We start from the raw sequence: 22,120 nt of genomic DNA on the forward strand, positions 1-22,120 counted from the left end.
AGTAACTTATAAGTCATTTTTTCTTAACATTTTTAAGTTAATGAGAGATTAAACGCCATTAAATCAGATGCTTGTGTGTTTTTTAATCAAAAAAATAGTTCACCGAAGTGAGCCAAATTTTCAAAATATTGTGACTTAGCTTTTAAAGATGAATCATTCAGAATTTAAAGGACGATAACTGAATCACTGAAACCTCGATCATTCAAAGCAGAAATGACTGATTAGAAAATACGATTCTGATCTTTTTCAGCTTTAGGCAGTTTTTTTGCAATTTTCTGAGCAATCGCAATGTAACTATCGGCAGCATCATCGCCTGCAATCACTGACGGCGTACCTGCATCGACATTTTCACGAATACTGACATTTAAGGGTAAACGCCCAAGCAACGGAATGTCATATTGTTCTGCCAGTTTATCGCCGCCGCCCTGACCAAAAATTTGTTCTTCGTAGCCACAGTTTGAACAGATATGCGTCGACATATTCTCAATTACACCCATGACAGGAATTTGCACACGATTAAACAACTCTATGCCTTTGACAGCATCCATTAAAGCGACATTTTGTGGTGTGGTTACAATTACCGCTCCCGTTACAGGAATGCGCTGTGCAAGTGTCAGTTGAATATCCCCCGTTCCTGGTGGCATATCAATCATCAATACATCTAAATCTGGCCATAGAGTCTGATTAAAAAGTTGCATTAATGCACCTGTGGCTTTTGGTCCACGCCATGCCACAGGTGTGTTGTGGTCACCCGTTAAATGCCCGATGGATAACACAGGCATCCCAAAAGCATCCAACGGTACAAACTGCTCAGCTTCAATCATTGGGGTTTTACCTGCATTGCCGAGCATGGTCGGAATACTAGGACCATAAATATCGGCATCTAATACACCAACTTTTAAGCCAAGCTTTTGTAATGCCAAAGCCAAATTTACCGTAGTGGTGGATTTCCCAACCCCGCCTTTGCCCGAAGACACCAAAATTACGTTTTGAATACGCGGATGTTTCGGCACATCACGTTGTTGTGGCGCTGCTTTTTGAATCGGTGGATTATTCGGATCGACTTCTTGCATTGAATTTTGACCTGCAGCATCGACCACTGGTGGTAAGTGAGATGCAGCAGTCTGTGTGGTCGATTTTGAGCAGCTTTCACCTTCAGTATGTTGATGCCCACAGCTTTCTTTTTTTTGTCCAGTTTTCTGCTGAATCACATGCATATTCAATTCTTTAATGCCGCATTTTTCTAAAGCATCTGCCAACTCATCATGAATTTGTTGTAAATATTGTTTTTCTTCAGGATAAGTATTAATGGTGATTTGTAAAATTTCACCCTGCACATTCACTTGGGAAATACGATCTTTTAAAGCATGTTCAGATTCAGGCAATACATAACTTTGTAGCACGTGCTGAATAGCTTCCTCATTCACCATATGCGAAGGTGAAAAAACTGATTTAAGTGAAGAAAGCCAAGACATAGATTTACTCCAAAGTTTGGAAATACCGCGATTTTGATAGTGTAACGATAATTCAGTCTAAGGTTAAGTCGTGCTATCACTGAAATACTTAATTCTGAGTATATTGCTTGGTTTTTACATGATTTGTGGTCAAATGCAGACCAAGAGTGTGTTTTGATATTGTATTTAGCCTTCTAGGCGGATTTGAAAAGAATTCATGGAATCCCTTGTGCATCTATGTGCTATCTAAGGTAAAATTGCCCAAATTGCATCAGCCCTATATGAGAGAGTTATATCCGTGCGTCAAATTTTAGTCACTAACGCCCTACCATACGCCAATGGCCCGATCCATATGGGTCACTTACTCGGTTATATCCAGGCAGATATCTGGGTTCGCGCCATGCGTGCAATGGGACATGACGTGACTTATGTCTGTGCGGATGATGCGCATGGTACAGCAATCATGCTGCGTGCCGAAGCCAATGAAATTAGCCCTGAACAGCAAATTGCCAATGTGCAACAAGAACACATTCGTGATTTTGACGGTTTTAGCGTGCATTTTGATCATTATGATTCAACGCATAGCGACACCAACCGCGCACGTGCCAGCGAAATTTATGTTAAAAACCGTGATGCAGGCAATATTGCTGTTCGTCCTGTCACGCAATTGTTTGATCCTGAAAAAGGCATGTTCTTATCAGATCGTTTTATTAAAGGCACTTGCCCTAAATGTAAAGCAGAAGATCAATACGGCGACTCTTGCGAAGTTTGCGGCACAACCTATAACGCGACTGAGCTGATTAATCCAAAATCGACTTTAAGCGGTGCAACGCCTGTAGAAAAATCATCAGATCATTACTTCTTTAAATTGCCTAATTTTGGCGAATATTTGCAAAAATGGACGCGTGATGAAGGTCGTTTGCCAGTTTCAATTGCCAACAAATTAGATGAATGGTTTGAAAATGGTTTAAATGACTGGGATATTTCACGTGATGCGCCATATTTTGGTTTTGAAATTCCAGATGCACCGAACAAATATTTTTATGTCTGGGTTGATGCGCCAATTGGTTATATGTCGAGTTTTGAAAACTACGTAAAAACCAAACGCCCCGACCTGAATTTTGACGATTATTGGAAAAAAAATTCAGACAAAGAAGTCTATCACTTCATTGGTAAAGACATCGTCTATTTCCACGCCTTGTTCTGGCCTGCAATGTTAGATGGTGCGGGTTATCGCACGCCTACAGGTTTATTTGTAAATGGTTTCTTGACTGTAAATGGTCAAAAAATGTCGAAATCTCGCGGCACATTTATTAAAGCAGAAACGTATTTACAGCATTTAAATCCTGAATATTTACGCTATTACTTTGCATCAAAACTATCTGATAAAGTTGAAGACTCTGACTTAAATCTGGATGATTTTGTGCAGAAAGTAAACTCTGATCTTGTAGGTAAAGTGGTGAATATTGCCAGTCGTTGTGCCAAATTCATCAATACCAAATTTGATAACAAATTAAGTGCGAGCTGTGCAGAACCTGAGTTAGTACAAAGCTTTATTGATGCGGGCGATTCAATTGCTCAAGCCTATGAAGCACGTGAATTCTCTGCTGCTATTCGTGAAATCATGGCTCTTGCGGACAAAGCGAATCAATATATTGATGAGAAAAAGCCTTGGGCTTTAGCCAAAATTGAAGGCGAAGAACAGCAAGTTCATGACGTATGTTCTGTAGGGATTAACCTATTCCGTCAATTGGCGATTTATCTTGCGCCTGTACTGCCAACCTTGGCTGAACAAGTTCAAGCCTTCTTACAGTTAGATAGCTTTAACTTTGAATCACGTAAAACTGTTTTAGTCGGTCATGAAATTGCGTTGTTCCAACCACTCATGCAACGTGTTGATCCGAAAGCGGTAGCAGCCATGGTGGATGCATCTAAAGATTCTTTAGCCGCACCTGCTGAAGCACCAAAAGTGGAAAAGAAAAAAGAAAAGAAAGCTGAGAAGAAGCCTGAGCCTAAAGTGGGTGAAGCTGAAATTATTGGTATTGAAGACTTTATGAAAGTTGACCTCCGTGTAGCAGAAGTTTTAGAAGCTTCAACTGTCGAGGGTTCTGATAAATTACTTCAACTCACTTTAAATGTTGGTGAAGCTGAACCACGCAATGTGTTTAGTGGTATTCGTGAGTTTTATCAGCCCGAAGACTTAAAAGGCAAATTGGTGGTGATGGTCGCTAACCTTGCACCTCGTAAAATGCGTTTTGGTATCTCTAATGGTATGGTACTTGCCGCTGGTAATGGCGAAGGTGTTTGGGTGATCTCACCTGAATCTGGCGCTAAAGCGGGTGATAAAGTTTCTTAGAATTTTAAACTCAGAAAACTCCCTATAGATAATATAGGGAGTTTTTTTTAATTTTTCTCAGCATACAACTCTCTATTGAATGGAGGATCCATATTAGTAGAGTCATAAAGTTCATAAGTGTTTATCAGCTCATTGTCTAAATTATATTCTTTAATAAGATAAGTATCTGTATCTAATCTATGTTTTTGTTTCCAAGACTTATGATCACAAGTTATTCTATGCTCTTTTGGAATATTTAAATACTTCCTATATTCTAACCAATCATCATAAACTTTTAACTCACTTGATAACTGATTTTCTGTTGCTGCTACAGAATCAATTACCGCACTACTCGCATTAAAAATCTGTAATAACTTCGATAATGAGAGAATATGAAATGATTTACCATTTGTTTCTCGCCTAAACTCATCAACTAATTCAAATCTTGGATAAAGCCCCTCTTTATTAGATTGATGCCACCAGTCGCTCTTTTCATCTGCAGAAATAAATATTAAATGTTTATCTTTTTCTTGAGCACACTTTAAGATTTCTTTCCAAATTATCAAATCACCTGAAGCATTTAAATCCTTTCCTTTATCTTTGAAACCTGGTGGTAGTGATAAGGTATTTCTTTTTTCTAACTCACTCTCTAGTTGGGTAAAATCGATATGTGAGTCATCCAAAATACGATCGACAAATAACTCTTTATATACTGTGCTTACTGGATCATTCCACGTCCAATTTTGCATAGTAGATATTATGCTTCTAATTTTATCTTGATATTCTTTTATCTGAACTTTTAATGCTGATCCCAATCCAATTAGCTGTTCATATTCGTCTAAATTAGTTAAAACAGGATAATTTTCTACATACTGAAAGCTCGTAGAAGATTTTTTATTTAAAGCTTCAACGATTTCAGAAAGCTTATTTGGTCTGTTTTTTAAGAACTCTCTAATCGCATGGGAAGGTATATACAATTGATTAGTGCTTATCAGTTGACTGTAGACTTGCTTGATCGCATTGAAACTTTCTGAATTTGTTTTATATGGTAAAAGTAAAATATTTGTATCCAACACAATAAGCGCTTCATTTTTTATCTCATCAATTTTCTTAAACTCAAAGAAAAATGCATCTCTTGACTGAGGGTAAATATCTTTTAATGTATAGAAGTTATTAGAAGCCATTGCTTAAATAATTTTAAAAATCTTGAACTTAGAATAGTCATACTTACCATTAAAATAAAGAGAAAAGATCAAAATTATGATAAAAAAGATAAATCACTTTAAAATTTGTAAGAACTCTATGAAATTTTTAAAACTGCTTTTCCCTACCCTAGCTTTAAGCACACCAGCTATCACCACTCACACTGCTGAACCAACTATAACAGCACAAAACCAAGTCGCTGGTTACTACCAATATCAAGCAGGTGATCTACAAATCACTGCCCTGCTCGATGGTACAAACTTTATGTCACCAAACTTGTTTAAAGACATACCGCAACAACAAGTTCACGAGATTTTAAAGAAATACTATGCAGATCAAGAGAAAGGCGTACAAACCTCAGTAAATGCCTTCCTCGTTAATACAGGAAAATCTCTAGTATTAGTGGATAGCGGTGCAGCTAGTTGTTTTGGTGCTCATTTAGGTTCAGTTTTAACGAACCTAAAAGCATCAGGCTATCAACCTGAACAAGTCGATACCATTCTACTCACACATCTACATCCCGATCATGTCTGTGGAATCAGTAAAGATGGCGTTGCCAATTTCCCTAATGCGACAGTCTATGTATCTGATGATGAAGCAAAATATTGGCTAGATCCCAAACAAGCGGCAAAATTACCAAAAGATAAACAAGCCAATTACTCAGGCACGGTTGAGAAAATTAAACAAGCGATTGCACCATATCAAACCAAGCAACGCTTTAAAACGTATAAACTCGGTGATGACATTCATGGTTTTAAAGTCATTAATACGGCAGGACATACACCAGGGCATTTTAGTTATGAGCTAAAAACCAAAGATGAAAACGTGGTGTTTATTGGAGATATCGTACATTCACATACTGTGCAATTTGATAAGCCTGAAACGGCAATTGAATACGATATAGACCCCAAAAAAGCGGTTCAAACACGTTTAAAGCAATTTGCTAATTTCGCAAAAAATGGACAAACCATTGCCGCTCCACATTTACCGTTCCCAGGGATCGGTCGTATCTATTCTCAGGATGGAAAGAGCTATCAATGGATGCCAATTCATTTTAAAGATTAATGTTTCTATAAAACCTTCTCCCTTTAGGAGAAGGTTTGAATGAAGGCACTCTACATATATTAGTCACTTCATCCCAAAAATTAATTTTAAGCCCAATACTGTCATTACCGCCCCTGCTGCACGGTCAAAAATAGCCTTAAACTTAATATAAGCCTGACGCGGTTTTTCTGCAGACAAAGCCACTGCAACCAATGAACACCAACCTGCGTCAATAAAAAAACACAAAATTGGCAGCACCACATAAAAATAGTTTGGAATTTCTTTAGGTAACAAAGCTGTAAAAATACTCGCCAAGACAATTGCAATTTTAGGGTTAGATAACTGCGTAATTAAACCTGTGGTAAACGCACGGCGAAGCGACATTTGCTGCCCATCCGCAAGATTGGTTTGAATAGGCGCTTTGGCATGCCTCACAATTTTATAAGCCAAAAATAACAGATATAAACCACCACAAATTTTAAGCAGAAAATATGCAGAAGGCACAGCCAATAAAATAGCCTGCAACCCCATCACCGCCAATAAACCAAAAATTGCGGCACCCGTACCCGTGCCTAAAGCAGTAAATAAACCATGCTTACGTGAAATGGCTATCGAATTTTTTGCCACATAAATAAAGGTAGGCCCAGGACTCATTGCACCTAGCATTAATGCCGCCGCAATTGAACCTAATATAAGCAAGGATTCCAAAACCAACACCCGACACAACAAAATCGATTCTGTTATTTTACAGTTTTTACTGCCATGGTTGTACTATTTGATCAAATTCTTTATTGCCCTTTTTCCTACTAGATGTACTAAGCGATTGATAATCAAGTTCATATATAGGCATGCTCACCATAATAATGCCGCGGGATTCTATTTTTAATTTTGCTTTTTTGCACACTTACAGCGTCACATCCAGAAAGACCCACAATCACACCAAACATTAATACAGAACACCATTGATGCGAAAAGAATGAGATATTTTTCTCCTATTCTTACATATATCTTTCGAGCATAGCATTCATTCAGCATGTAACTTCATTGTGTTTGATACCGTGCCATTTATAATTATGTGTTTAATCTTATTGCAGATCTGTATGTTCAATACCATCGCCCAAGAAATTCCTTTACAACGTATTGATTTTTATGGTCGTGAGCTATGGATAAAGCGCCTCGATTTAGTACATCCCCATATTTCGGGCAATAAGTTTTACAAATTAAAATATAATTTTTTAGCTGCGCAAGCACAGGGTTATCAACACGTTCTGACTTTTGGCGGCGCATATTCAAACCATATTGCTGCAACCGCTTTTGCCGCTCAGCTGTTTGGTTGGAAAAGCACAGCAATCATCCGTGGTGAAGAGTTGGCAGAACGACCTTATAACTCAACATTGGCTTTAGCCCATGAGATGGGGATGCAATTTCGATTCGTTTCACGTGAAATGTATCGTCAAAAAAACCATCCCGAATTTTTACAGTTTTTACAGCATGAATATCCAGATGCTTATATTCTACCTGAGGGTGGCACTAACGCATTTGCAATTCAGGGGTGTCAGGAAATTTTAAATGCCGATGATTTACATCAGTTTAATCTGATTTGTTGTGCCGTTGGTACAGGTGGCACACTTACAGGCTTGATTGAAGCAAGTCATCCAAATCAACAAATTTTGGGTTTTTCTGCATTAAAGGGAGATTTTTTAACGCAGGAACTGCAACAACTGACTAGCAAAAAAAATTGGCAAATTACTGATGAATTTTGCTGTGGTGGCTATGCCAAAACCACGCCTGAATTATTAGCCTTTATTCGAGCGTTTGAAAAAGAACATGCAATTCCACTCGAGCAAATTTATACAGGCAAAATGTTGTTTGGATTAAGTCACATGATACAACGTGGCGAGTTTAATACGGGCGAACATATTTTGATCATTCATAGTGGTGGTTTACAAGGCAGGCATATTGCACCTGCCTAATTCAACAGGCTTTTTTGCACAAAGATTTGAAAGGCAAAGCGCCCCGAATTCAGCCAAATTTAAGGCGTAACTTGGGTAAGTGCTCGACCTAATAGCGTAAATCTGTTGAGGACTGCTACAGGTGCGAACATTTCATTGACTTCGCGACTAAAGCGACTTGCACTGAGTTTATCTCCTAATCATTTGATGCAATGCATCTTATTTTCAACCAAACTTCAAGGATTTAATCATTAAGCAGCCCTGAATGGTTGCGTCGGAGTAGATTTGCTTTCTTCCCTATTTGCCTTTTGATTGTGCAGACTAATGCCTAGCTCTGGATCCAACCAAATGGCAATATTTCCTCGATTGATGCGCTCGGTTATATGAAGACCAATGGGAGGTACGATAAAGTTTAGTTGTAGGCTTATTCATTATAAAATTATATTGTGAGATAAGTCTTAACGGATAGGTTTATGCGACACAACCGAAGTGAGTGCAACACAACAATGATCTATTTGATGATAAACACCTCATCTTTTATTAAAAAGATAGACATCTCAACCACAATTCAAATGCAAAAAAACAGCAAGGACAAACGATAAAGTCTATAATAATGCGCTTTAATATTTCACTCGGTGCAACATGGCAACTGCAAATCAATATGATGTTTTGGTATTAGGTGCGGGTGCATCGGGGCTGATGACTGCTTACATGGCAGCACAACGTGGTCGTAAAGTTTTGGTGGTAGAAAAAGCCAATAAAGTGGGCAAAAAAATTCTAATGTCGGGTGGTGGTAAATGTAATTTCACCAACTTAGAAGTCGAACCAAACCATTATATTTCACATAATCCACATTTTGTCATATCTGCACTCACCCGTTATACCAACTGGGATTTTATTGGTTTGGTCTGCGAATATGGTATTGAATATGAAGAACGTAAACACGGTCAGCTATTTACAATCAAAGGCGCTAAAGAAATCCTCGAACTTTTACTTGCAGAGTGCAATAAATCGAAACGAGTTCAGATTCAGACCCATTGCGAAGTACAAAGCATAACAGCACAAACAGATTCAGGTTTTATCATTGAAACCAATCAAGGCACTTATCAGTGTGAATCTCTCGTTGTGGCGACTGGTGGCTTATCTATTCCAACTTTAGGTGGCTCTGGAGTTGGCTATGAAATTGCGAAACAGTTTGGTCATCGTGTTTATCCGACCCGTGCAGGCTTAGTGCCGTTTACTTTCTCAGACAGCTTTAAAGAAGTCACCACACGTTTAAGCGGTAATGCGGTGGATGTGACTTTATCAAATTCACTGAATAGTTTTACCGAAGCACTGCTATTTACCCATCGTGGTTTAAGTGGACCAAGTGCCTTACAGCTTTCTAATTATTGGGATGTCGGACAAAATTTTAAAATTAACTTTTTGCCTTACTTAGAACTCTATGATTTTTTTAAAAATAAAAAACAAAACAGTCCTAAAGTTTTACTGCGCACCTTGCTCAGTGAACATTTGCCAAAAAGTGTAGTAGTAGAGTTACAGCAACTAATTTGGCCAGAGCTTTCTGAAACTGCAGTTGGCAATATTAGTGATGACAAGCTAGAACATATTGCAGCACGTTTAAATGCCTTTGAAGTTAAACCATCGGGTACAGAGGGTTATCGTACTGCCGAAGTTACTTTAGGTGGAGTGGATACCCAAGAAGTTTCCTCTAAAACTATGGAAAGTAAAAAACAAAAAGGCTTGTATTTTGTTGGTGAAGTTTTAGATGTGACAGGACATTTAGGTGGCTACAACTTTCAATGGGCATGGTCATCTGCACATGCAGCATCGGAGTATGTTTAAGCAGCTTTTATATGAAACAATCAATTAAAGCATGTGATAGCAATGCTTCGAGTCAAAATGAATCAATATTGATGTTGCAAATCAAATTTTAAAATAACAAAAGCCAGTTTTCTAAACTGGCTTTTTCTTTAATGAACACCATCACGCACTTTAAACTTAGCAATACGTGAATCCTGTTATTTTATTCTAAATAATCGGTACGAAATAATACTAATTTTGGCGTATTTGCCAAACGTGATTCAGTTTGCTGCATTTTGAGCACCGCATTTTGTTGATGTATCGGTAACGAATTTACCATTTGAACTTTTAAACTGATACGTAATTTGTTTAGCATATTGATTTCTCTCATTATTGTCATCCTTGCGCGAATTTTAAGACTCAAATATTTCAGCTTGGTTAAAACCCAAGTTTTTTATTTTTCCCTTAAACCCTCATCAAGCTTTCCAAGCGATTAATCTGATTTATCCAAATCAGTCTTTGACTCATTCCTGTCAAAGTTGATTAATTTTTAACATAATTTAAGAGGTTGGTCTATCCGCTTTTAAATAATTTTTCTCAACATTTTCAGTTGATTTTGCCGTTGCTTCTGGTTTAGCAAAGACAAACTTATAAGCTGCAACAAAAAAACCGATGGTGATACCAGCAATCACTATTGGGGCAAAAAACTTATTGGGTGCTGATTTGGACATTAGTCTTTCCTCTTTTTTAATGAAAACCGTAAAGAAATCGACCAATACGGTGATTGGTCGATTATCTTAGCGACTCAAATCAAAATTTGAACAGGTTATTTCGGGTCATTTTTGGGATGTTCATCAACATCAGGTTCAGCCTCACCTGTCGAACCAAATGGGTTGTTGACTGGTGGATGTTCAGGATCAACCTTTAAGGTATCTGGCACTGCATGATCAGTTGCCGCTTCAGGTGTTGTAGTCACATCACTTACAGACGCTTGCGGCTGCTCAGATACAATAGGTGTCATCACACTTGATGCTGACGTTGCCGTTTCTGTCTTGTGCAAAGGATTCGGTTGATTTGCCTCACGTTTAGCTTTATCAATCAAATCAGTTAACACACGCTCTGCAGGTTGACGACCACCTAAACCAAAGGCAAGTGCGAAAGCCACTGCAACAGAACCGAGAGTTAAACCAAAGGCCAAGTTCACAATCGAGTCGGCAATACCCATCGCGCGTAGACCCATGGCTACCACCAAACCCATAATTAAAATACGGACTAAGTTTGCCAACCAACGTGAGCTGTTATATTCACCGCGCTGTACCACTTTGGCGACCAAATTCGCGAGCCAGAAACCCACCACCAAAATGACAGCACCCAACAGGATATCTGCACCAAACTGGATAAACATGGCAATCAAGCCGCTGACTTGATCAAAGCCCAAACGGTTCGCCGCTTCAGATACCGCAAATAGCATGGTAAAGAATACAATCAGATAACCGACTACACATGAAATTTTAGTCGTACCTAAAAAGCGCTGTAAGTCGAGTTTGGCAGGAATATCATCGACTCCTGTACCTGCAACCACTTCCACCACAATATTGGCTACAAAACGCGACACCACATAAGCCAAAATAAGAATCAGACCTGCCGCAATAATATGCGGGATCGCATTCATAATTTCATACAGCATGGCTGTCGCAGGCTGCGAAATGGCTTCAATTCCAAGTGCCTCAAAACCAATAATCAAGGCGGTGATGATCACCAAGGCGAAAACGAACGAACCGAGTAATTTAGGTAAATTTGAATTTTTAAAAATACCAACTTTTTCAGCATGCTGTTGAATATTCAGGCTGCCCAGTAAACCTTCGACAATGCCACGAACAATTTTTGCCAAAATATATCCGACAAAAACAATCACGCCTGCAATGAAAATATTCGGTAAATAAAGCACAACTTCATTCACCATATTTTGCACAGGGAAAAGTAAACCGTTTAAGCCTAATATAGAAAGTACGATTGGCAAGAACAGCAATAAAATCAGCCAATAAACAATTTCACTGATATTTTGACTTAAGCCACTCACACCGACATCGGCGCTGAGTTTTTCATCCAACTGGGTACGTGCCAACAGTTTTTGCATGCCCACTTTGACCAGATTTGCCAAAATCCAACCAATAAAAGCAACAGCAACAGCAGCAAGCAAAGAAGGAATAAACAGTAAGAACTGCTGAATCATATTACTGAATGGCCCACTGACACTGGTCAGATTCAACACATTTAGCGCTCCAATGACCGCAATAATTAAAATCACCCAAAACACGACACGTGACACAATCAGTTCAATATTTGAACGATGCCCCGTTGCATTTGATAATTTATGATCCGTACCCAATTTTTGCAGGACTTTTTTAACCCCTCCAGCCACGAGTAATGCCACAACCCATCCTATCAGCAATATTGCAACAGCCGCCAGAATCGGCTGAAATTGCTCCCAATAATACATGGCATTAAAACCTCTACCATGTAGGTTGCCATTTAAATAATCATTCATCTTGTTTAATCCTCATGGTGTTTAGCTTCATTTTTTGTTTGCGCTGCAGCGCAAAACTGCTTTTTATCGATTCAAATTATTGAGTAAAGCTCTACCCACCATAGAATTTGCATATTTTTTATTCAACCTTGAGATGCAGAATCGCAACAATTCTACAAAGGAGTACTAATAAAGCTTCTAAAAAACCACAAAAAAGCCCTGCAACTAGGCAAGGCTAAATTTATAAAATATGACTTTGTTAGATTTAAGTAAAACTACTGATCTGTTGCTGTTGCAGTATTGCTGTCATCCGCACGTGCTTCATCTCCAGCTGTGCCCGTAGTAGTGCTATTTGGCGTTGCTTGTTGTACTGTTGGATTCGGATGTCCAGGAGGTGCTTCATTTGGACTCGGTTTGCGATCCGCCAACATGTAAACCAACAGCGCCAATAAAAAAATTCCCACCAGTACAAGCATATATACTGGAATACGTTTTTTTCGCTTAATATCTTCAGCTGAGTTTACATGAGGTGGTTTATTCAAATCATGTGGCATGTTCCCCTCACTTATGTATTTATCTGATGAATTTTTATACTAACAAGCTCCTCACGCTTATTGTGTGAAAATACATAGCAAGATGGTGAAAAGATGTAATATGGATTAAGTAACACCACTGCATCCTTTTATGGACAAAGCTGCCTCTCCCACAGAAATGCGCTATAATCACCTACCGTTTTTTGTGTACTTTGAACTCTATGGCGTATCGTCAACAAAGTGTATCGCTTGATCTTGACACTGACGTCACTCATCAATGTGCCTTGCACTATACCCGTGATGGACATCTCATTGGTATTATTGAATTTAGCAAGCCAAGCTATCTGCTTAAATGGGGCGATTTAGAATATTTTCGTCGCCGTACCGAAGAGTTTTCGGTCATGCCATTTCCAGATTGTGTAAATGCTATGATCATTGACATTCGCAACATTGCTGCATTTTTGGATAATGAAGTGCCAATTTTGCCGTGGCGCTTAATTGAAGAAGAATGTCCTGTGCGTTTAGTGGTTCCACAAGAGCGCTTAGAGCATTATGCAGGCTTTTTTGAACCGACTTGGCTAAGTAGCGACGTCGATAGCGCGATTCAGGAAATCCGCGAATATATGGATATGTTTGTGCATTAATCTCTTTTAAAAAAATCACTTTCAAGTATTGCCCTCAAAAGCTGTTTTCATACAGAAGTCGTACAAAGAAAAAAGCCTCATCTGCACCGTTGTAGATGAGGTTTTTATATGCATGATGAAAGTTTCATTAACAAATAAATTTAAGCGAATTGTGAAAATAGATTTATTTTATAACTTGATTTAGGCAGCCAAAAAACGGCGTAAAACGCACCTAATATTTAAAAAACTTTGTATTTTATTAGACGTATAACACCAAACGTCCCAGCGTTATATTTTTCATATTCAAGCGCCTTCCTTGCAATGGTTTGACTTTGCTGAACTTTGATTTTCTAAAAAAAAGGTATCTTTCGCACGGATTGAGCCAATTTATTCTTAATACATCTGCTCCATTCAGCACTTTCAAATTGCAATAACTGACACAATACAAACACCAACACTTTCCAACTTCTACATTCAGTTGATGATCATAAACTCAATGAACCGAATCAATGTAAAGTCGATCACGCGACCACAGCTATTGAGTGTTAAGGTGTTAATCTTGACTGACTGTTTAAGTAATTTCGCTGATAGCGTAATGGTTTTTGAGCTAAGTGGTCCATCATAAATATGAAACATGAAGCCTATACTGCCCATAAATTTAAATAGTGGTTATTTAAATAGCTGCATCACATCCTCACCAATAATTTTCAACTGCAATATTACCTTCCCCGCGGCGATTCATGCTTAAACCACGTGTTTTTAAGGCTTCTTTGGTATCATCAACCATGGCAGGGTTACCGCATAACATCACATGGCTAGTTTCAGGGTTGAGTACACTGCCCGCGGCCTGTTCGAGTTCACCATTTTCAATTAATACAGGCAAACGATCATGCAAATCAGCTTGAGGGTCGCGAGTGATAATTGGGATAAATTTAAAGCCTGTATGCCCTTCGCCAAAAGTTTCGGCAATTTCGTGAATTTTATCGACATAAGCCAATTCGGCTTCGGTGCGCACACTATAAACCAAATAGATATATTGATATTTTGTCCACGTTTCAAAATCTTGCAGCATGGATAAAAACGGTGCAAGACCTGTACCTGTGGCCAACAACCATAAATCGTGTGGCGCAGGCAATTGATAACGCGCCAAGGTCAAAAAACCATACGGGATTTTTTCCAAGTACAGTTCATCACCCACTTGAAGGTGCTGCAAGTTAGAAGTAAACGCACCATCTGGCACGACAATCGAGAAAAACTCTAAAGTTTCATCAAAGGGCGATGACACCACCGAATAAGCACGTACTACCAATTCATCGCCCACTTTTAACCCGATACGTGCAAACTGCCCTGCGGTAAATTTAAAATGTGCAGGTCGGGTCATGGTGAAGCTAAATAAGGTTTTGGTCCAACGATGAACCGAAAGCACTTTTTCTAAAGTAAATTTTTCAATTGACATGATTTGATCGTGGCATGAAAGACTGTGCTCATGTTAGCATGTCGGGGTAATTTATGAATATTTTTAAATGTTAAGGCTTGAYTCATGCGCATGACTTTACGCCAGTTGGCGGTTTTTGTAGCAGTTGCCCAAGAAGGGACAGTAACCAAAGCCAGTGATGCCGTTAAGCTCACCCAAAGTGCTGCAAGCATGGCCTTAGCAGATTTGGAAGATGGCTTGGGTGCTCCACTGTTTGACCGTTTGGGTAAGCGTCTACAACTAAATGATTTGGGTCGTTTTTTATTGCCACAAGCCTTAGAAATTTTGGGTCGTTGTGAAGCATTTGAGCAAGCCGCTAAAGGTGAGCTGCAAAGCATCGATTTGCGTTTAGGCGCAACTCTCACCATTAGTGACTATTTGATGCCTGATTTAATGGCAGACTTTTTGCAAATTCAACCACAGGCGCATTTACAATTACAAGTGGGCAATACCCGCCAAATGATTGAAGCTGTGAATCAGTTTCAGCTAGATTTAGCCTTGATAGAAGGCTCTTGTCACTTACCACAACTCCAATGTATTCATTGGCGTGATGATGAGCTCGCAGTGTGCTGTGCGCCAAGTCATCCTCTAGCGCAGTTAAACCGTGCCTTAAGCATTGCAGATTTTGAAGATGCCGAGTGGATTTTACGTGAAGAAGGTTCAGGTACCCGTGAAGTATTTGACAATGCAATTTTAAAAGACCTGCCTGATGCCAATATTCGTTTAACTTTGGGTCATAACGAAGCGATTTTAAAAATTGTCGCAGGTGGAATTGGTATGTCGTGTATTTCACGATTGGCGATTGAACCTTTACTAGAAAAAGGTCAATTGGTGATTTTAGATACACCTTTCTGGCAACTGACGCGCCCGTTATTCATGTTGGTGCATCGTCAGAAATACCAAGGGCCTGGTTTAAGGGCATTTATGAAGTTTTGCGACGCGAAATAATTCCTAGGAGTACCAATCAAGGTACTCTTTTTAACAATTAAAACTGACTCTCACATGGTATGCCGTCACCATCACCGTCCATTTTAGTATTTGGACAATTTCGTATAAAGAATAATGCTTCTTCGTAAGACGTCATTTGACTACAGTGCTCACGCCCATCACAAGTAAAGTTCTGTTCAACAACTGGAACTTCTACTACTTTTTGTACTGATAAAGCTTCAGGCTGGCTATTTTGCCAAGCTTGGTACTTATTAAATACTGCATAAGCCAAGCCGAATATAATCAATATACCAATATAAGTCACAAAATTGGATGAGTTATTTTCAGCCTTCTGCTGTCTTTTATGATTCTGCTTTGTCGTATGAATTGCCCTTGATTGAGGTGTATGCCTTTCGACTGCAACCTTAATAGGACTTACGCACTATCATTTATAGATTCTCTGTGGTAGCAGATGATTTTTATCGAGAATAAAGTCATCAATGAAGTCTTTGATGATTGGTCTAAATAATTTCTTCTGCCAACGATATACATTTTCAAAGATCCCCTCAAACTGGTTCTTTTGTATCTCGACGTAGGCCATCAAGGCTGAAAAAATATGATTCAAAATCAGTTTAGATCGTCTTACTTGAAACTTTTCAATATGACAAACCTGTTTAATCACTCGGTGATATTGTTCTATTTTCCAATGACTTGAATGTAATTCATGACTAGGACTTACGCACTATCATTTATAGATTCTCTGTGGTAGCAGATGATTTTTATCGAGAATAAAGTCATCAATGAAGTCTTTGATGATTGGTCTAAATAATTTCTTCTGCCAACGATATACATTTTCAAAGATCCCCTCAAACTGGTTCTTTTGTATCTCGACGTAGGCCATCAAGGCTGAAAAAATATGATTCAAAATCAGTTTAGATCGTCTTACTTGAAACTTTTCAATATGACAAACCTGTTTAATCACTCGGTGATATTGTTCTATTTTCCAATGACTTGAATGTAATTCATGAAAACCCTCAAAGGACAATAAATCATCTTCATCTTGATGCACAATATAAAACCTCTGCTGTTCTTTTAACTGAGTCTTAAATAATTGTACAAAGCCAAAATCTTTGAGCCAGACCACTTGACCCTGATGGAAATCTGGCAATAAACGCAGTTGAAACCATTGTCCTTTTTCTGGGGAAACCTTACGGTTACAGTCGATACCAAACATAAATCGAATACCATATTTTCTTATGGTTTTTAGATTTCCAGTCGATGAATACCAACTATCACCTGTAATAAATTGAATCTTTGCACCCCAACTGAGTACTTCACTTAACATATCCATAAAGTAATCATTCTTGGTTTTACTTTCAGATTTGTCATAAATTCGGAAATTAATTGGAATATTTTGACCATTTTGATCTGTCGCATACAAGGTAATGAGATTAATACCCTTGAAACCTTACGGTTACAGTCGATACCAAACATAAATCGAATACCATATTTTCTTATGGTTTTTAGATTTCCAGTCGATGAATACCAACTATCACCTGTAATAAATTGAATCTTTGCACCCCAACTGAGTACTTCACTTAACATATCCATAAAGTAATCATTCTTGGTTTTACTTTCAGATTTGTCATAAATTCGGAAATTAATTGGAATATTTTGACCATTTTGATCTGTCGCATACAAGGTAATGAGATTAATACCCTTGACGGATCGGTGGTGTTTGCCTGACCAAAAATAGCTAACYAAGTCCATATGTTGACTATATGGTTTATCTAAAACAGTATCATCAATACTGACTATAAGTTTATTATTATCAATATGTTGAATTGCTTCTTGATATAGGTCGTGAGGTGTGTAGTCTTCACGCTCTAGAAAGCGATTTACACTATCATGCGAGATATTATAAGTCTCGGCAAGTTGTGTGCAGCTAATAGAGTTCGGTTCTGTCATGAGAAAGCCCATATAAATGGGTAGAGTACAAGTTGCTGTAGAAGCATTTTTAATTCGTCTGATCACAGATACTTTATAAAGTATTTTAATACTTTTTTGAATCCGTCAATGCGTAAGTCCTACTTAATATCTAAACGGACAATATTATCTGCTTTGAACTTGCCATTTTCTTCTACTTTACGAAATTTTAGATTTTCTCCCACTTTTAGTGGAATATTTTTATTGGGAAAATCTTTAATATAAAAAAATAAATCTTTAGGCTCTCCTTCTATTTGAATAAAACCAAAGCCTCGTTCTTCGTTATAAGTTTTTATTTTTCCTTCTAAAAACATAAATTACTCTTTACACGTTAGTTTTTGATTATTGTATAAAAAAAGAGGCGAAAATGCCACTGCTGTCCCATAGTTTGATTTAAATAAAAAAACCTGAGTCTGAATCGTTAAAATATAAGTGCGAACCAACACTTTAACGACCAAGGACTCAGGTTTTGTCATATCAGAATACCGTATTTCATCAATTGATTAAACCCATACTCCGACAAGATTTTGAACGTCTTGTTCAAATACATCATGTCGGTCAGAAATTTAGAGCTGCTTCAAGATGGGATCAGTTCATTGCCATACTGATGTCTCAACTTTCCTGCAGACAAAGTCTGCGGGATATTCAATCTAATCTAGAGTGTCAACAAGAAAAGCTGAATGCTCTCGGAGCAAAGTCTATCCCTCGCAGTACACTGGCTCGAATCAATCAGGAACAGCCTGCAGCCTTGTATGAACAGCTATTTTACACCTTGCTTAAATCTTATGAACACTCAAAAGTAGCTCATAAATTCCGCTTTAAGAATCCCTTATATTCCCTGGATGCCAGCCATATTGATCTGTCACTTTCTTTATGTGAATGGGCCAAAGTGCATGAATCCAAAGCCAGCATGAAACTTAGCGTTGGCTTAAATCACAGCAATACCATTCCTGAATTTGTGGCGCTTGGGGATGGCATTGAAAATGATATGGTACAAGGCAGAGCATTTAAATTTCCTGCTGGCAGTATTGTCGTATTTGACAAAGGATATATTGATTATCAATGGTTTGCCCAATTGACTCATCAAAAGGTCAGCTTTGTCACCCGATTGCGCCCAAAGACAGTTTATCAAGTGAAATCTAGCCGCAGCGTATTAGCATCTAAAGGTATTATTGCGGATGAGTGGATTGAATTAAGTAGTGCTCATGCAAAGAAAAGAGGTGCTCCCAAATTATTAAGACGTATAGAATTTTATGATGCCGATAAGAACAGGACGTTTGAGTTTCTGAGTAATAACTTTCATCTGGCAGCATCAACGATTGCTGCAATTTATAAAGACCGTTGGAAAGTGGAACTGTTCTTTAAAGCACTTAAACAGAATTTAAAATTAAAGTCATGAGACTGTAAATTAAATTGTGTAATTGCCTGAATTTGCTATGTTCATATTCACAACGGAGTCAGGCAACATGATGAACGAACAAAAACTAAAAGACCTTGCAGCAGAATTTGCTAAAGGAATCAAAACAGAAGACGATCTCAATCAATTCACCCGATTGTTGACTAAACTCACTGTTGAAACGGCTCTCAATGYCGAACTTACCGAACATCTCGGACATGAAAAGAATGCTCGTAAGAACSGTTCAAATGCTCGTAACGGTTATTCCAGTAAGACCGTGCTGAGCGATGATGGTGAGATTGAGATCACCACACCACGAGATCGTGATGGCACATTTGAGCCACAGCTAATTAAAAAGAATCAGACTCGTATCACGCAAATGGATAGCCAAATTCTATCCCTTTATGCCAAAGGCATGACTACCCGTGAAATCGTGGCTACTTTCAAAGAAATGTACGATGCTGATGTATCGCCAACGCTTATTTCCAAGGTGACTGATGCTGTTAAGGAGCAAGTCGCTGAATGGCAAAACCGTCCGCTGGATGCACTCTATCCCATCGTCTATATGGACTGTATTGTAGTTAAAGTCCGTYATAATGGCAGTGTTATCAACAAGGCTGTATTCCTTGCCTTAGGCATTAATCTTGATGGACAGAAAGAACTGCTCGGCATGTGGATGGCTGAGAATGAAGGTGCAAAGTTCTGGCTGAATGTCCTGACTGAGCTTAAAAACCGAGGGTTGCAGGATATTCTGATCGCCTGTGTGGATGGACTAAAAGGCTTTCCTGATGCCATTAACAGCGTATACCCGCAAACCCATATCCAGCTGTGCATTATCCATATGCTGCGTAACAGCTTGAAATACGTATCATGGAAAGATTACAAGGCGGTCACTCAGGATTTAAAAGCCGTTTATCAGTCACCTACTGAAGAGGCAGCCTTGATGGCCTTGGATCAATTCGCCCAAACATGGGATGACAAGTACCCACAGATCAGCAAAAGCTGGCGTACACACTGGGAGAATCTAAATACCTTCTTTGCTTATCCAGCCGAGATACGCAAAGCCATCTATACCACCAATGCGATCGAATCATTAAACAGCGTAATACGTCAGGCGATCAAAAAGCGTAAAGTCTTTCCAACGGATGATTCTGTACGTAAAGTGATTTACCTGGCAATTGATGCAGCGTCTAAAAAGTGGAATATGCCTATTCGCGACTGGCGTTTAGCCATGAGCCGCTTTATTATTGAATTCGGTGACCGCTTAAGCAATCGCCTTTAAATTTATGATAAGCAATTACACAAAATTATTTACAGGCTCTTTACATATCTTTCATTCTTCATGAATTTTATCACATAACTCAATCCAACCATCCCAATATTGATTGTTGTGATAGAAGCCTTCATCCCAAATATCTTCCCACCAAGGGGTATAAGTATTAAGTACAGATAGAGGATGAATATTACCAGCAACCAACTCTTCGAAATCATTATTTTTTAAGATAAAACTTTTTATTTTTTTTCTTAAAGAAGTTAACTCTAAATTCTTATTTATATCCTTTAAGATATTAGAAAATATCTTAATATTTTTTAAATTGTCCTCATATAACATTTTGTTTAATATTATATTTTTTATGAAAATAATTTCAAATAGGTTAGATTCATATATTTTAACAATATAAAAATCACCAAGATCATCTTTACTACGTAGTAACAAAATTTTTATTGGTTGATTATATAAATTATGAGACTTATTAAGCCATTCTATAGCGGCAGAATTATCGAGAGGAAAATTATCTTCTAGAATGGTGAAAGGATGACCTATGCCATGAAATAACCACTCAACATTGCAATTAAATAATTGAGCTATTTTCCTTAACTGCGAAAAAGACGGTTCTAATTTTCCTTTAAACCAAAGATCAACATGCTCCGCATATTCTTCATTGATTTTATACGCAATTACTGATGAAGATAAGTTTTTTTCAATTCTATTAAACTGATCCTTTAATAAGTTAAGGCGGTTTGATAAATGAGCCTTTCGATTTGAATAAATATTTTTGCTGACTAATTCCTCTATTGCTTTTAGTACTGTATTTAAGGAGTTGATATCTACATCAAAAGAATCTTGTAAACGCGCAACGATATCGGCATTCATAGATCGATTTTTTTCTTGAGCAGATTGCTCAATTTTTTCTTTCAAATCTGCCGGGAGCCGCAGCTTATACTGCGGATCTTTTTGAAGAAAGCTCATACGAATTCGTTAGTTAATAGTCATTTCTTAGGTTATTGACATTTACAAAAAAACTCAATATGGTACCTACTAGGTACCTTTTGTGGTTTCGGTAATGACAAATTTAGTTGCTTTAAGAAAAGGGCGTATTGGTGCAGCGCTTCAGGATATTGTGGAATGGCCAACTTTTGATGAAGGGGCATTAGAAAAAAAGAAATATCTTGAATACATCAACAGAAAAAAAGGTGTTGAGATGTATGCAAGAGGGCATGATGCTAGTTTGATAAAAATTGAAACCGGCTTTTCAGAAAAATACATATACAGACTTATTACCGAGAGGTGATCCTAGACAGTATCGTGGACAACCAGCCCCTCTAAACTTTTAATATATTTCTGTTCAAAGGCTTCTGGACTTAACCAGCCGTTTGCAGAATGTCTTCTGACTCGATTGTAATAAATTTCAATATAGTCAAACAAGACAGCATTCGCTTCTTTTCGAGTCGAAAACACACTGCCATGTACCACATGACCTTTTAATGTATGAAAGAAGCTTTCAGTCACTGCATTATCCCAACAGTTTCCACGTCTAGACATACTCTGAGTACAATCATTTTTCAGTAACAGCGCTCTAAA

18 protein-coding genes and 7 pseudogenes are annotated in these 22,120 nt (G+C 38.1%); 9 read left to right on the plus strand and 16 right to left on the minus strand.

What is annotated here, in order from left to right; genetic code table 11:
- Positions 1 to 221: 221 nt before the first annotated feature.
- Positions 222 to 1,475 (minus strand): iron-sulfur cluster carrier protein ApbC, encoded by a 1,254-nt coding sequence (apbC, locus tag BJN41_RS01840; protein ID WP_070152623.1) that lies wholly within the window; start codon positions 1,473 to 1,475, stop codon positions 222 to 224.
- A 277-nt stretch (positions 1,476 to 1,752) separates the two neighbouring features.
- Between apbC and metG the strand changes: the two genes are divergently transcribed.
- Positions 1,753 to 3,810: a methionine--tRNA ligase gene (gene metG / locus BJN41_RS01845; protein ID WP_070152626.1), complete on the plus strand. Its 2,058-nt coding sequence runs from the start codon at positions 1,753 to 1,755 to the stop codon at positions 3,808 to 3,810.
- A 47-nt stretch (positions 3,811 to 3,857) separates the two neighbouring features.
- Here the strand turns inward: metG and BJN41_RS01850 are convergent, their stop codons facing one another.
- Entirely contained in the window at positions 3,858 to 4,973 is a 1,116-nt protein-coding gene (locus BJN41_RS01850; protein WP_070152629.1) for a PIN-like domain-containing protein, read from the minus strand.
- A gap of 118 nt (positions 4,974 to 5,091) precedes the next feature.
- Here BJN41_RS01850 and BJN41_RS01855 point away from each other — a divergent pair, with 118 nt between their 5' ends.
- Positions 5,092 to 6,057, plus strand: a complete 966-nt coding sequence (locus BJN41_RS01855; protein ID WP_070152632.1) for an MBL fold metallo-hydrolase — start codon at positions 5,092 to 5,094, stop codon at positions 6,055 to 6,057.
- Between the two features lie 63 nt (positions 6,058 to 6,120).
- On the opposite strand, the gene BJN41_RS01860 is transcribed toward BJN41_RS01855, so the two are convergent.
- Positions 6,121 to 6,744, minus strand: a complete 624-nt coding sequence (locus BJN41_RS01860; protein WP_070152716.1) for a LysE family translocator — start codon at positions 6,742 to 6,744, stop codon at positions 6,121 to 6,123.
- Positions 6,745 to 7,136: 392 nt separating this feature from the next.
- On the opposite strand from BJN41_RS01860, the gene BJN41_RS01865 reads away from it, so the two are divergent.
- Positions 7,137 to 8,009, plus strand: a complete 873-nt coding sequence (locus tag BJN41_RS01865) for a 1-aminocyclopropane-1-carboxylate deaminase/D-cysteine desulfhydrase (protein ID WP_070152635.1) — start codon at positions 7,137 to 7,139, stop codon at positions 8,007 to 8,009.
- Positions 8,010 to 8,225: 216 nt separating this feature from the next.
- On the opposite strand, the pseudogene BJN41_RS15785 reads toward BJN41_RS01865, so the two are convergent.
- Positions 8,226 to 8,420 (minus strand): annotated as a pseudogene (locus BJN41_RS15785) (transposase); the annotation flags it as partial.
- 210 nt (positions 8,421 to 8,630) lie between these two features.
- Here BJN41_RS15785 and BJN41_RS01870 point away from each other — a divergent pair.
- Positions 8,631 to 9,833, plus strand: a complete 1,203-nt coding sequence (locus tag BJN41_RS01870) for an NAD(P)/FAD-dependent oxidoreductase (protein WP_070152638.1) — start codon at positions 8,631 to 8,633, stop codon at positions 9,831 to 9,833.
- A gap of 181 nt (positions 9,834 to 10,014) precedes the next feature.
- Here the strand turns inward: BJN41_RS01870 and BJN41_RS15585 are convergent, their stop codons facing one another.
- The 4 genes from BJN41_RS15585 to BJN41_RS01880 form a co-directional block, all read right to left on the minus strand.
- The gene (locus tag BJN41_RS15585) at positions 10,015 to 10,182 is read right to left on the minus strand and encodes a hypothetical protein (RefSeq protein ID WP_167562391.1); all 168 of its coding nucleotides are present in this window, start codon (positions 10,180 to 10,182) and stop codon (positions 10,015 to 10,017) included.
- A 169-nt stretch (positions 10,183 to 10,351) separates the two neighbouring features.
- Positions 10,352 to 10,522, minus strand: a complete 171-nt coding sequence (locus tag BJN41_RS15590) for a hypothetical protein (RefSeq protein WP_167562392.1) — start codon at positions 10,520 to 10,522, stop codon at positions 10,352 to 10,354.
- Between the two features lie 95 nt (positions 10,523 to 10,617).
- Complete coding sequence (locus tag BJN41_RS01875) at positions 10,618 to 12,339, minus strand: mechanosensitive ion channel (protein WP_070152641.1); 1,722 nt, start codon at positions 12,337 to 12,339, stop codon at positions 10,618 to 10,620.
- A gap of 254 nt (positions 12,340 to 12,593) precedes the next feature.
- Positions 12,594 to 12,872 (minus strand): hypothetical protein, encoded by a 279-nt coding sequence (locus BJN41_RS01880; protein ID WP_019837522.1) that lies wholly within the window; start codon positions 12,870 to 12,872, stop codon positions 12,594 to 12,596.
- A 200-nt stretch (positions 12,873 to 13,072) separates the two neighbouring features.
- Between BJN41_RS01880 and BJN41_RS01885 the strand changes: the two genes are divergently transcribed.
- Positions 13,073 to 13,495: a hypothetical protein gene (locus tag BJN41_RS01885; RefSeq protein WP_070152645.1), complete on the plus strand. Its 423-nt coding sequence runs from the start codon at positions 13,073 to 13,075 to the stop codon at positions 13,493 to 13,495.
- 673 nt (positions 13,496 to 14,168) lie between these two features.
- On the opposite strand, the gene BJN41_RS01890 is transcribed toward BJN41_RS01885, so the two are convergent.
- Positions 14,169 to 14,930 carry a ferredoxin--NADP reductase gene (locus BJN41_RS01890; RefSeq protein ID WP_019837524.1) on the minus strand — a complete coding sequence of 254 codons (762 nt, stop codon included), beginning with the start codon at positions 14,928 to 14,930 and terminating at the stop codon, positions 14,169 to 14,171.
- Between the two features lie 84 nt (positions 14,931 to 15,014).
- Between BJN41_RS01890 and gigC the strand changes: the two genes are divergently transcribed.
- A complete protein-coding gene (gigC, locus tag BJN41_RS01895; RefSeq protein ID WP_019837525.1) occupies positions 15,015 to 15,896 on the plus strand; it encodes a LysR family transcriptional regulator GigC in 882 nt (293 codons plus the stop codon).
- Positions 15,897 to 15,933: 37 nt separating this feature from the next.
- Here the strand turns inward: gigC and BJN41_RS16050 are convergent.
- The 5 pseudogenes from BJN41_RS16050 to BJN41_RS01920 form a co-directional block, all read right to left on the minus strand.
- Positions 15,934 to 16,065: pseudogene (locus tag BJN41_RS16050) on the minus strand (excalibur calcium-binding domain-containing protein); the annotation flags it as partial.
- 255 nt (positions 16,066 to 16,320) lie between these two features.
- Positions 16,321 to 16,590, minus strand: a pseudogene (locus BJN41_RS15260) (IS701 family transposase); the annotation flags it as partial.
- A gap of 30 nt (positions 16,591 to 16,620) precedes the next feature.
- Positions 16,621 to 17,337, minus strand: a pseudogene (locus tag BJN41_RS01910) (IS701-like element ISAba11 family transposase); the annotation flags it as partial.
- Between the two features lie 8 nt (positions 17,338 to 17,345).
- Positions 17,346 to 17,909 (minus strand): annotated as a pseudogene (locus BJN41_RS01915) (IS701-like element ISAba11 family transposase); the annotation flags it as partial.
- 56 nt (positions 17,910 to 17,965) lie between these two features.
- Positions 17,966 to 18,175 (minus strand): annotated as a pseudogene (locus BJN41_RS01920) (cold-shock protein); the annotation flags it as partial.
- Positions 18,176 to 18,330: 155 nt separating this feature from the next.
- On the opposite strand from BJN41_RS01920, the pseudogene BJN41_RS01925 reads away from it, so the two are divergent.
- Both BJN41_RS01925 and BJN41_RS01930 read left to right on the plus strand, forming a co-directional pair.
- A pseudogene (locus BJN41_RS01925) lies at positions 18,331 to 19,257 on the plus strand (IS4 family transposase); the annotation flags it as partial.
- 73 nt (positions 19,258 to 19,330) lie between these two features.
- The gene (locus tag BJN41_RS01930) at positions 19,331 to 20,539 is read left to right on the plus strand and encodes an IS256 family transposase (RefSeq protein WP_070152654.1); all 1,209 of its coding nucleotides are present in this window, start codon (positions 19,331 to 19,333) and stop codon (positions 20,537 to 20,539) included.
- Positions 20,540 to 20,590: 51 nt separating this feature from the next.
- On the opposite strand, the gene BJN41_RS01935 is transcribed toward BJN41_RS01930, so the two are convergent.
- A complete protein-coding gene (locus BJN41_RS01935) occupies positions 20,591 to 21,508 on the minus strand; it encodes an Arc family DNA-binding protein (protein WP_070152657.1) in 918 nt (305 codons plus the stop codon).
- A 94-nt stretch (positions 21,509 to 21,602) separates the two neighbouring features.
- Here BJN41_RS01935 and BJN41_RS01940 point away from each other — a divergent pair, with 94 nt between their 5' ends.
- Positions 21,603 to 21,830, plus strand: a complete 228-nt coding sequence (locus tag BJN41_RS01940; RefSeq protein ID WP_070152660.1) for a hypothetical protein — start codon at positions 21,603 to 21,605, stop codon at positions 21,828 to 21,830.
- Positions 21,831 to 21,832: 2 nt separating this feature from the next.
- Here the strand turns inward: BJN41_RS01940 and BJN41_RS01945 are convergent.
- Positions 21,833 to 22,120: IS3 family transposase (locus BJN41_RS01945; protein ID WP_141730349.1), on the minus strand; the 288-nt coding region annotated here is incomplete at its 5' end.

Origin of the sequence: Acinetobacter towneri (genome assembly GCF_001758345.1) — a bacterium.
Classification (GTDB): domain Bacteria; phylum Pseudomonadota; class Gammaproteobacteria; order Pseudomonadales; family Moraxellaceae; genus Acinetobacter; species Acinetobacter towneri_A.

Bases quoted from the DNA above. Each gene is read 5' to 3' on its own strand.
- BJN41_RS01865 (WP_070152635.1), top strand. From the start codon at position 7,137: ATGTTCAATACCATCGCCCAAGAAATTCCTTTACAACGTATTGATTTT.
- BJN41_RS01940 (WP_070152660.1), top strand. From the start codon at position 21,603: ATGACAAATTTAGTTGCTTTAAGAAAAGGGCGTATTGGTGCAGCGCTT.
- BJN41_RS01870 (WP_070152638.1), top strand. From the start codon at position 8,631: ATGGCAACTGCAAATCAATATGATGTTTTGGTATTAGGTGCGGGTGCA.
- gigC (WP_019837525.1), top strand. From the start codon at position 15,015: ATGCGCATGACTTTACGCCAGTTGGCGGTTTTTGTAGCAGTTGCCCAA.
- BJN41_RS01885 (WP_070152645.1), top strand. From the start codon at position 13,073: ATGGCGTATCGTCAACAAAGTGTATCGCTTGATCTTGACACTGACGTC.
- BJN41_RS01880 (WP_019837522.1), bottom strand. From the start codon at position 12,872: ATGCCACATGATTTGAATAAACCACCTCATGTAAACTCAGCTGAAGAT.
- BJN41_RS01890 (WP_019837524.1), bottom strand. From the start codon at position 14,930: ATGTCAATTGAAAAATTTACTTTAGAAAAAGTGCTTTCGGTTCATCGT.
- apbC (WP_070152623.1), bottom strand. From the start codon at position 1,475: ATGTCTTGGCTTTCTTCACTTAAATCAGTTTTTTCACCTTCGCATATG.
- BJN41_RS15585 (WP_167562391.1), bottom strand. From the start codon at position 10,182: ATGAGAGAAATCAATATGCTAAACAAATTACGTATCAGTTTAAAAGTT.
- BJN41_RS01875 (WP_070152641.1), bottom strand. From the start codon at position 12,339: ATGAATGATTATTTAAATGGCAACCTACATGGTAGAGGTTTTAATGCC.
- BJN41_RS01935 (WP_070152657.1), bottom strand. From the start codon at position 21,508: ATGAGCTTTCTTCAAAAAGATCCGCAGTATAAGCTGCGGCTCCCGGCA.
- BJN41_RS15590 (WP_167562392.1), bottom strand. From the start codon at position 10,522: ATGTCCAAATCAGCACCCAATAAGTTTTTTGCCCCAATAGTGATTGCT.
- BJN41_RS01855 (WP_070152632.1), top strand. From the start codon at position 5,092: ATGAAATTTTTAAAACTGCTTTTCCCTACCCTAGCTTTAAGCACACCA.
- BJN41_RS01850 (WP_070152629.1), bottom strand. From the start codon at position 4,973: ATGGCTTCTAATAACTTCTATACATTAAAAGATATTTACCCTCAGTCA.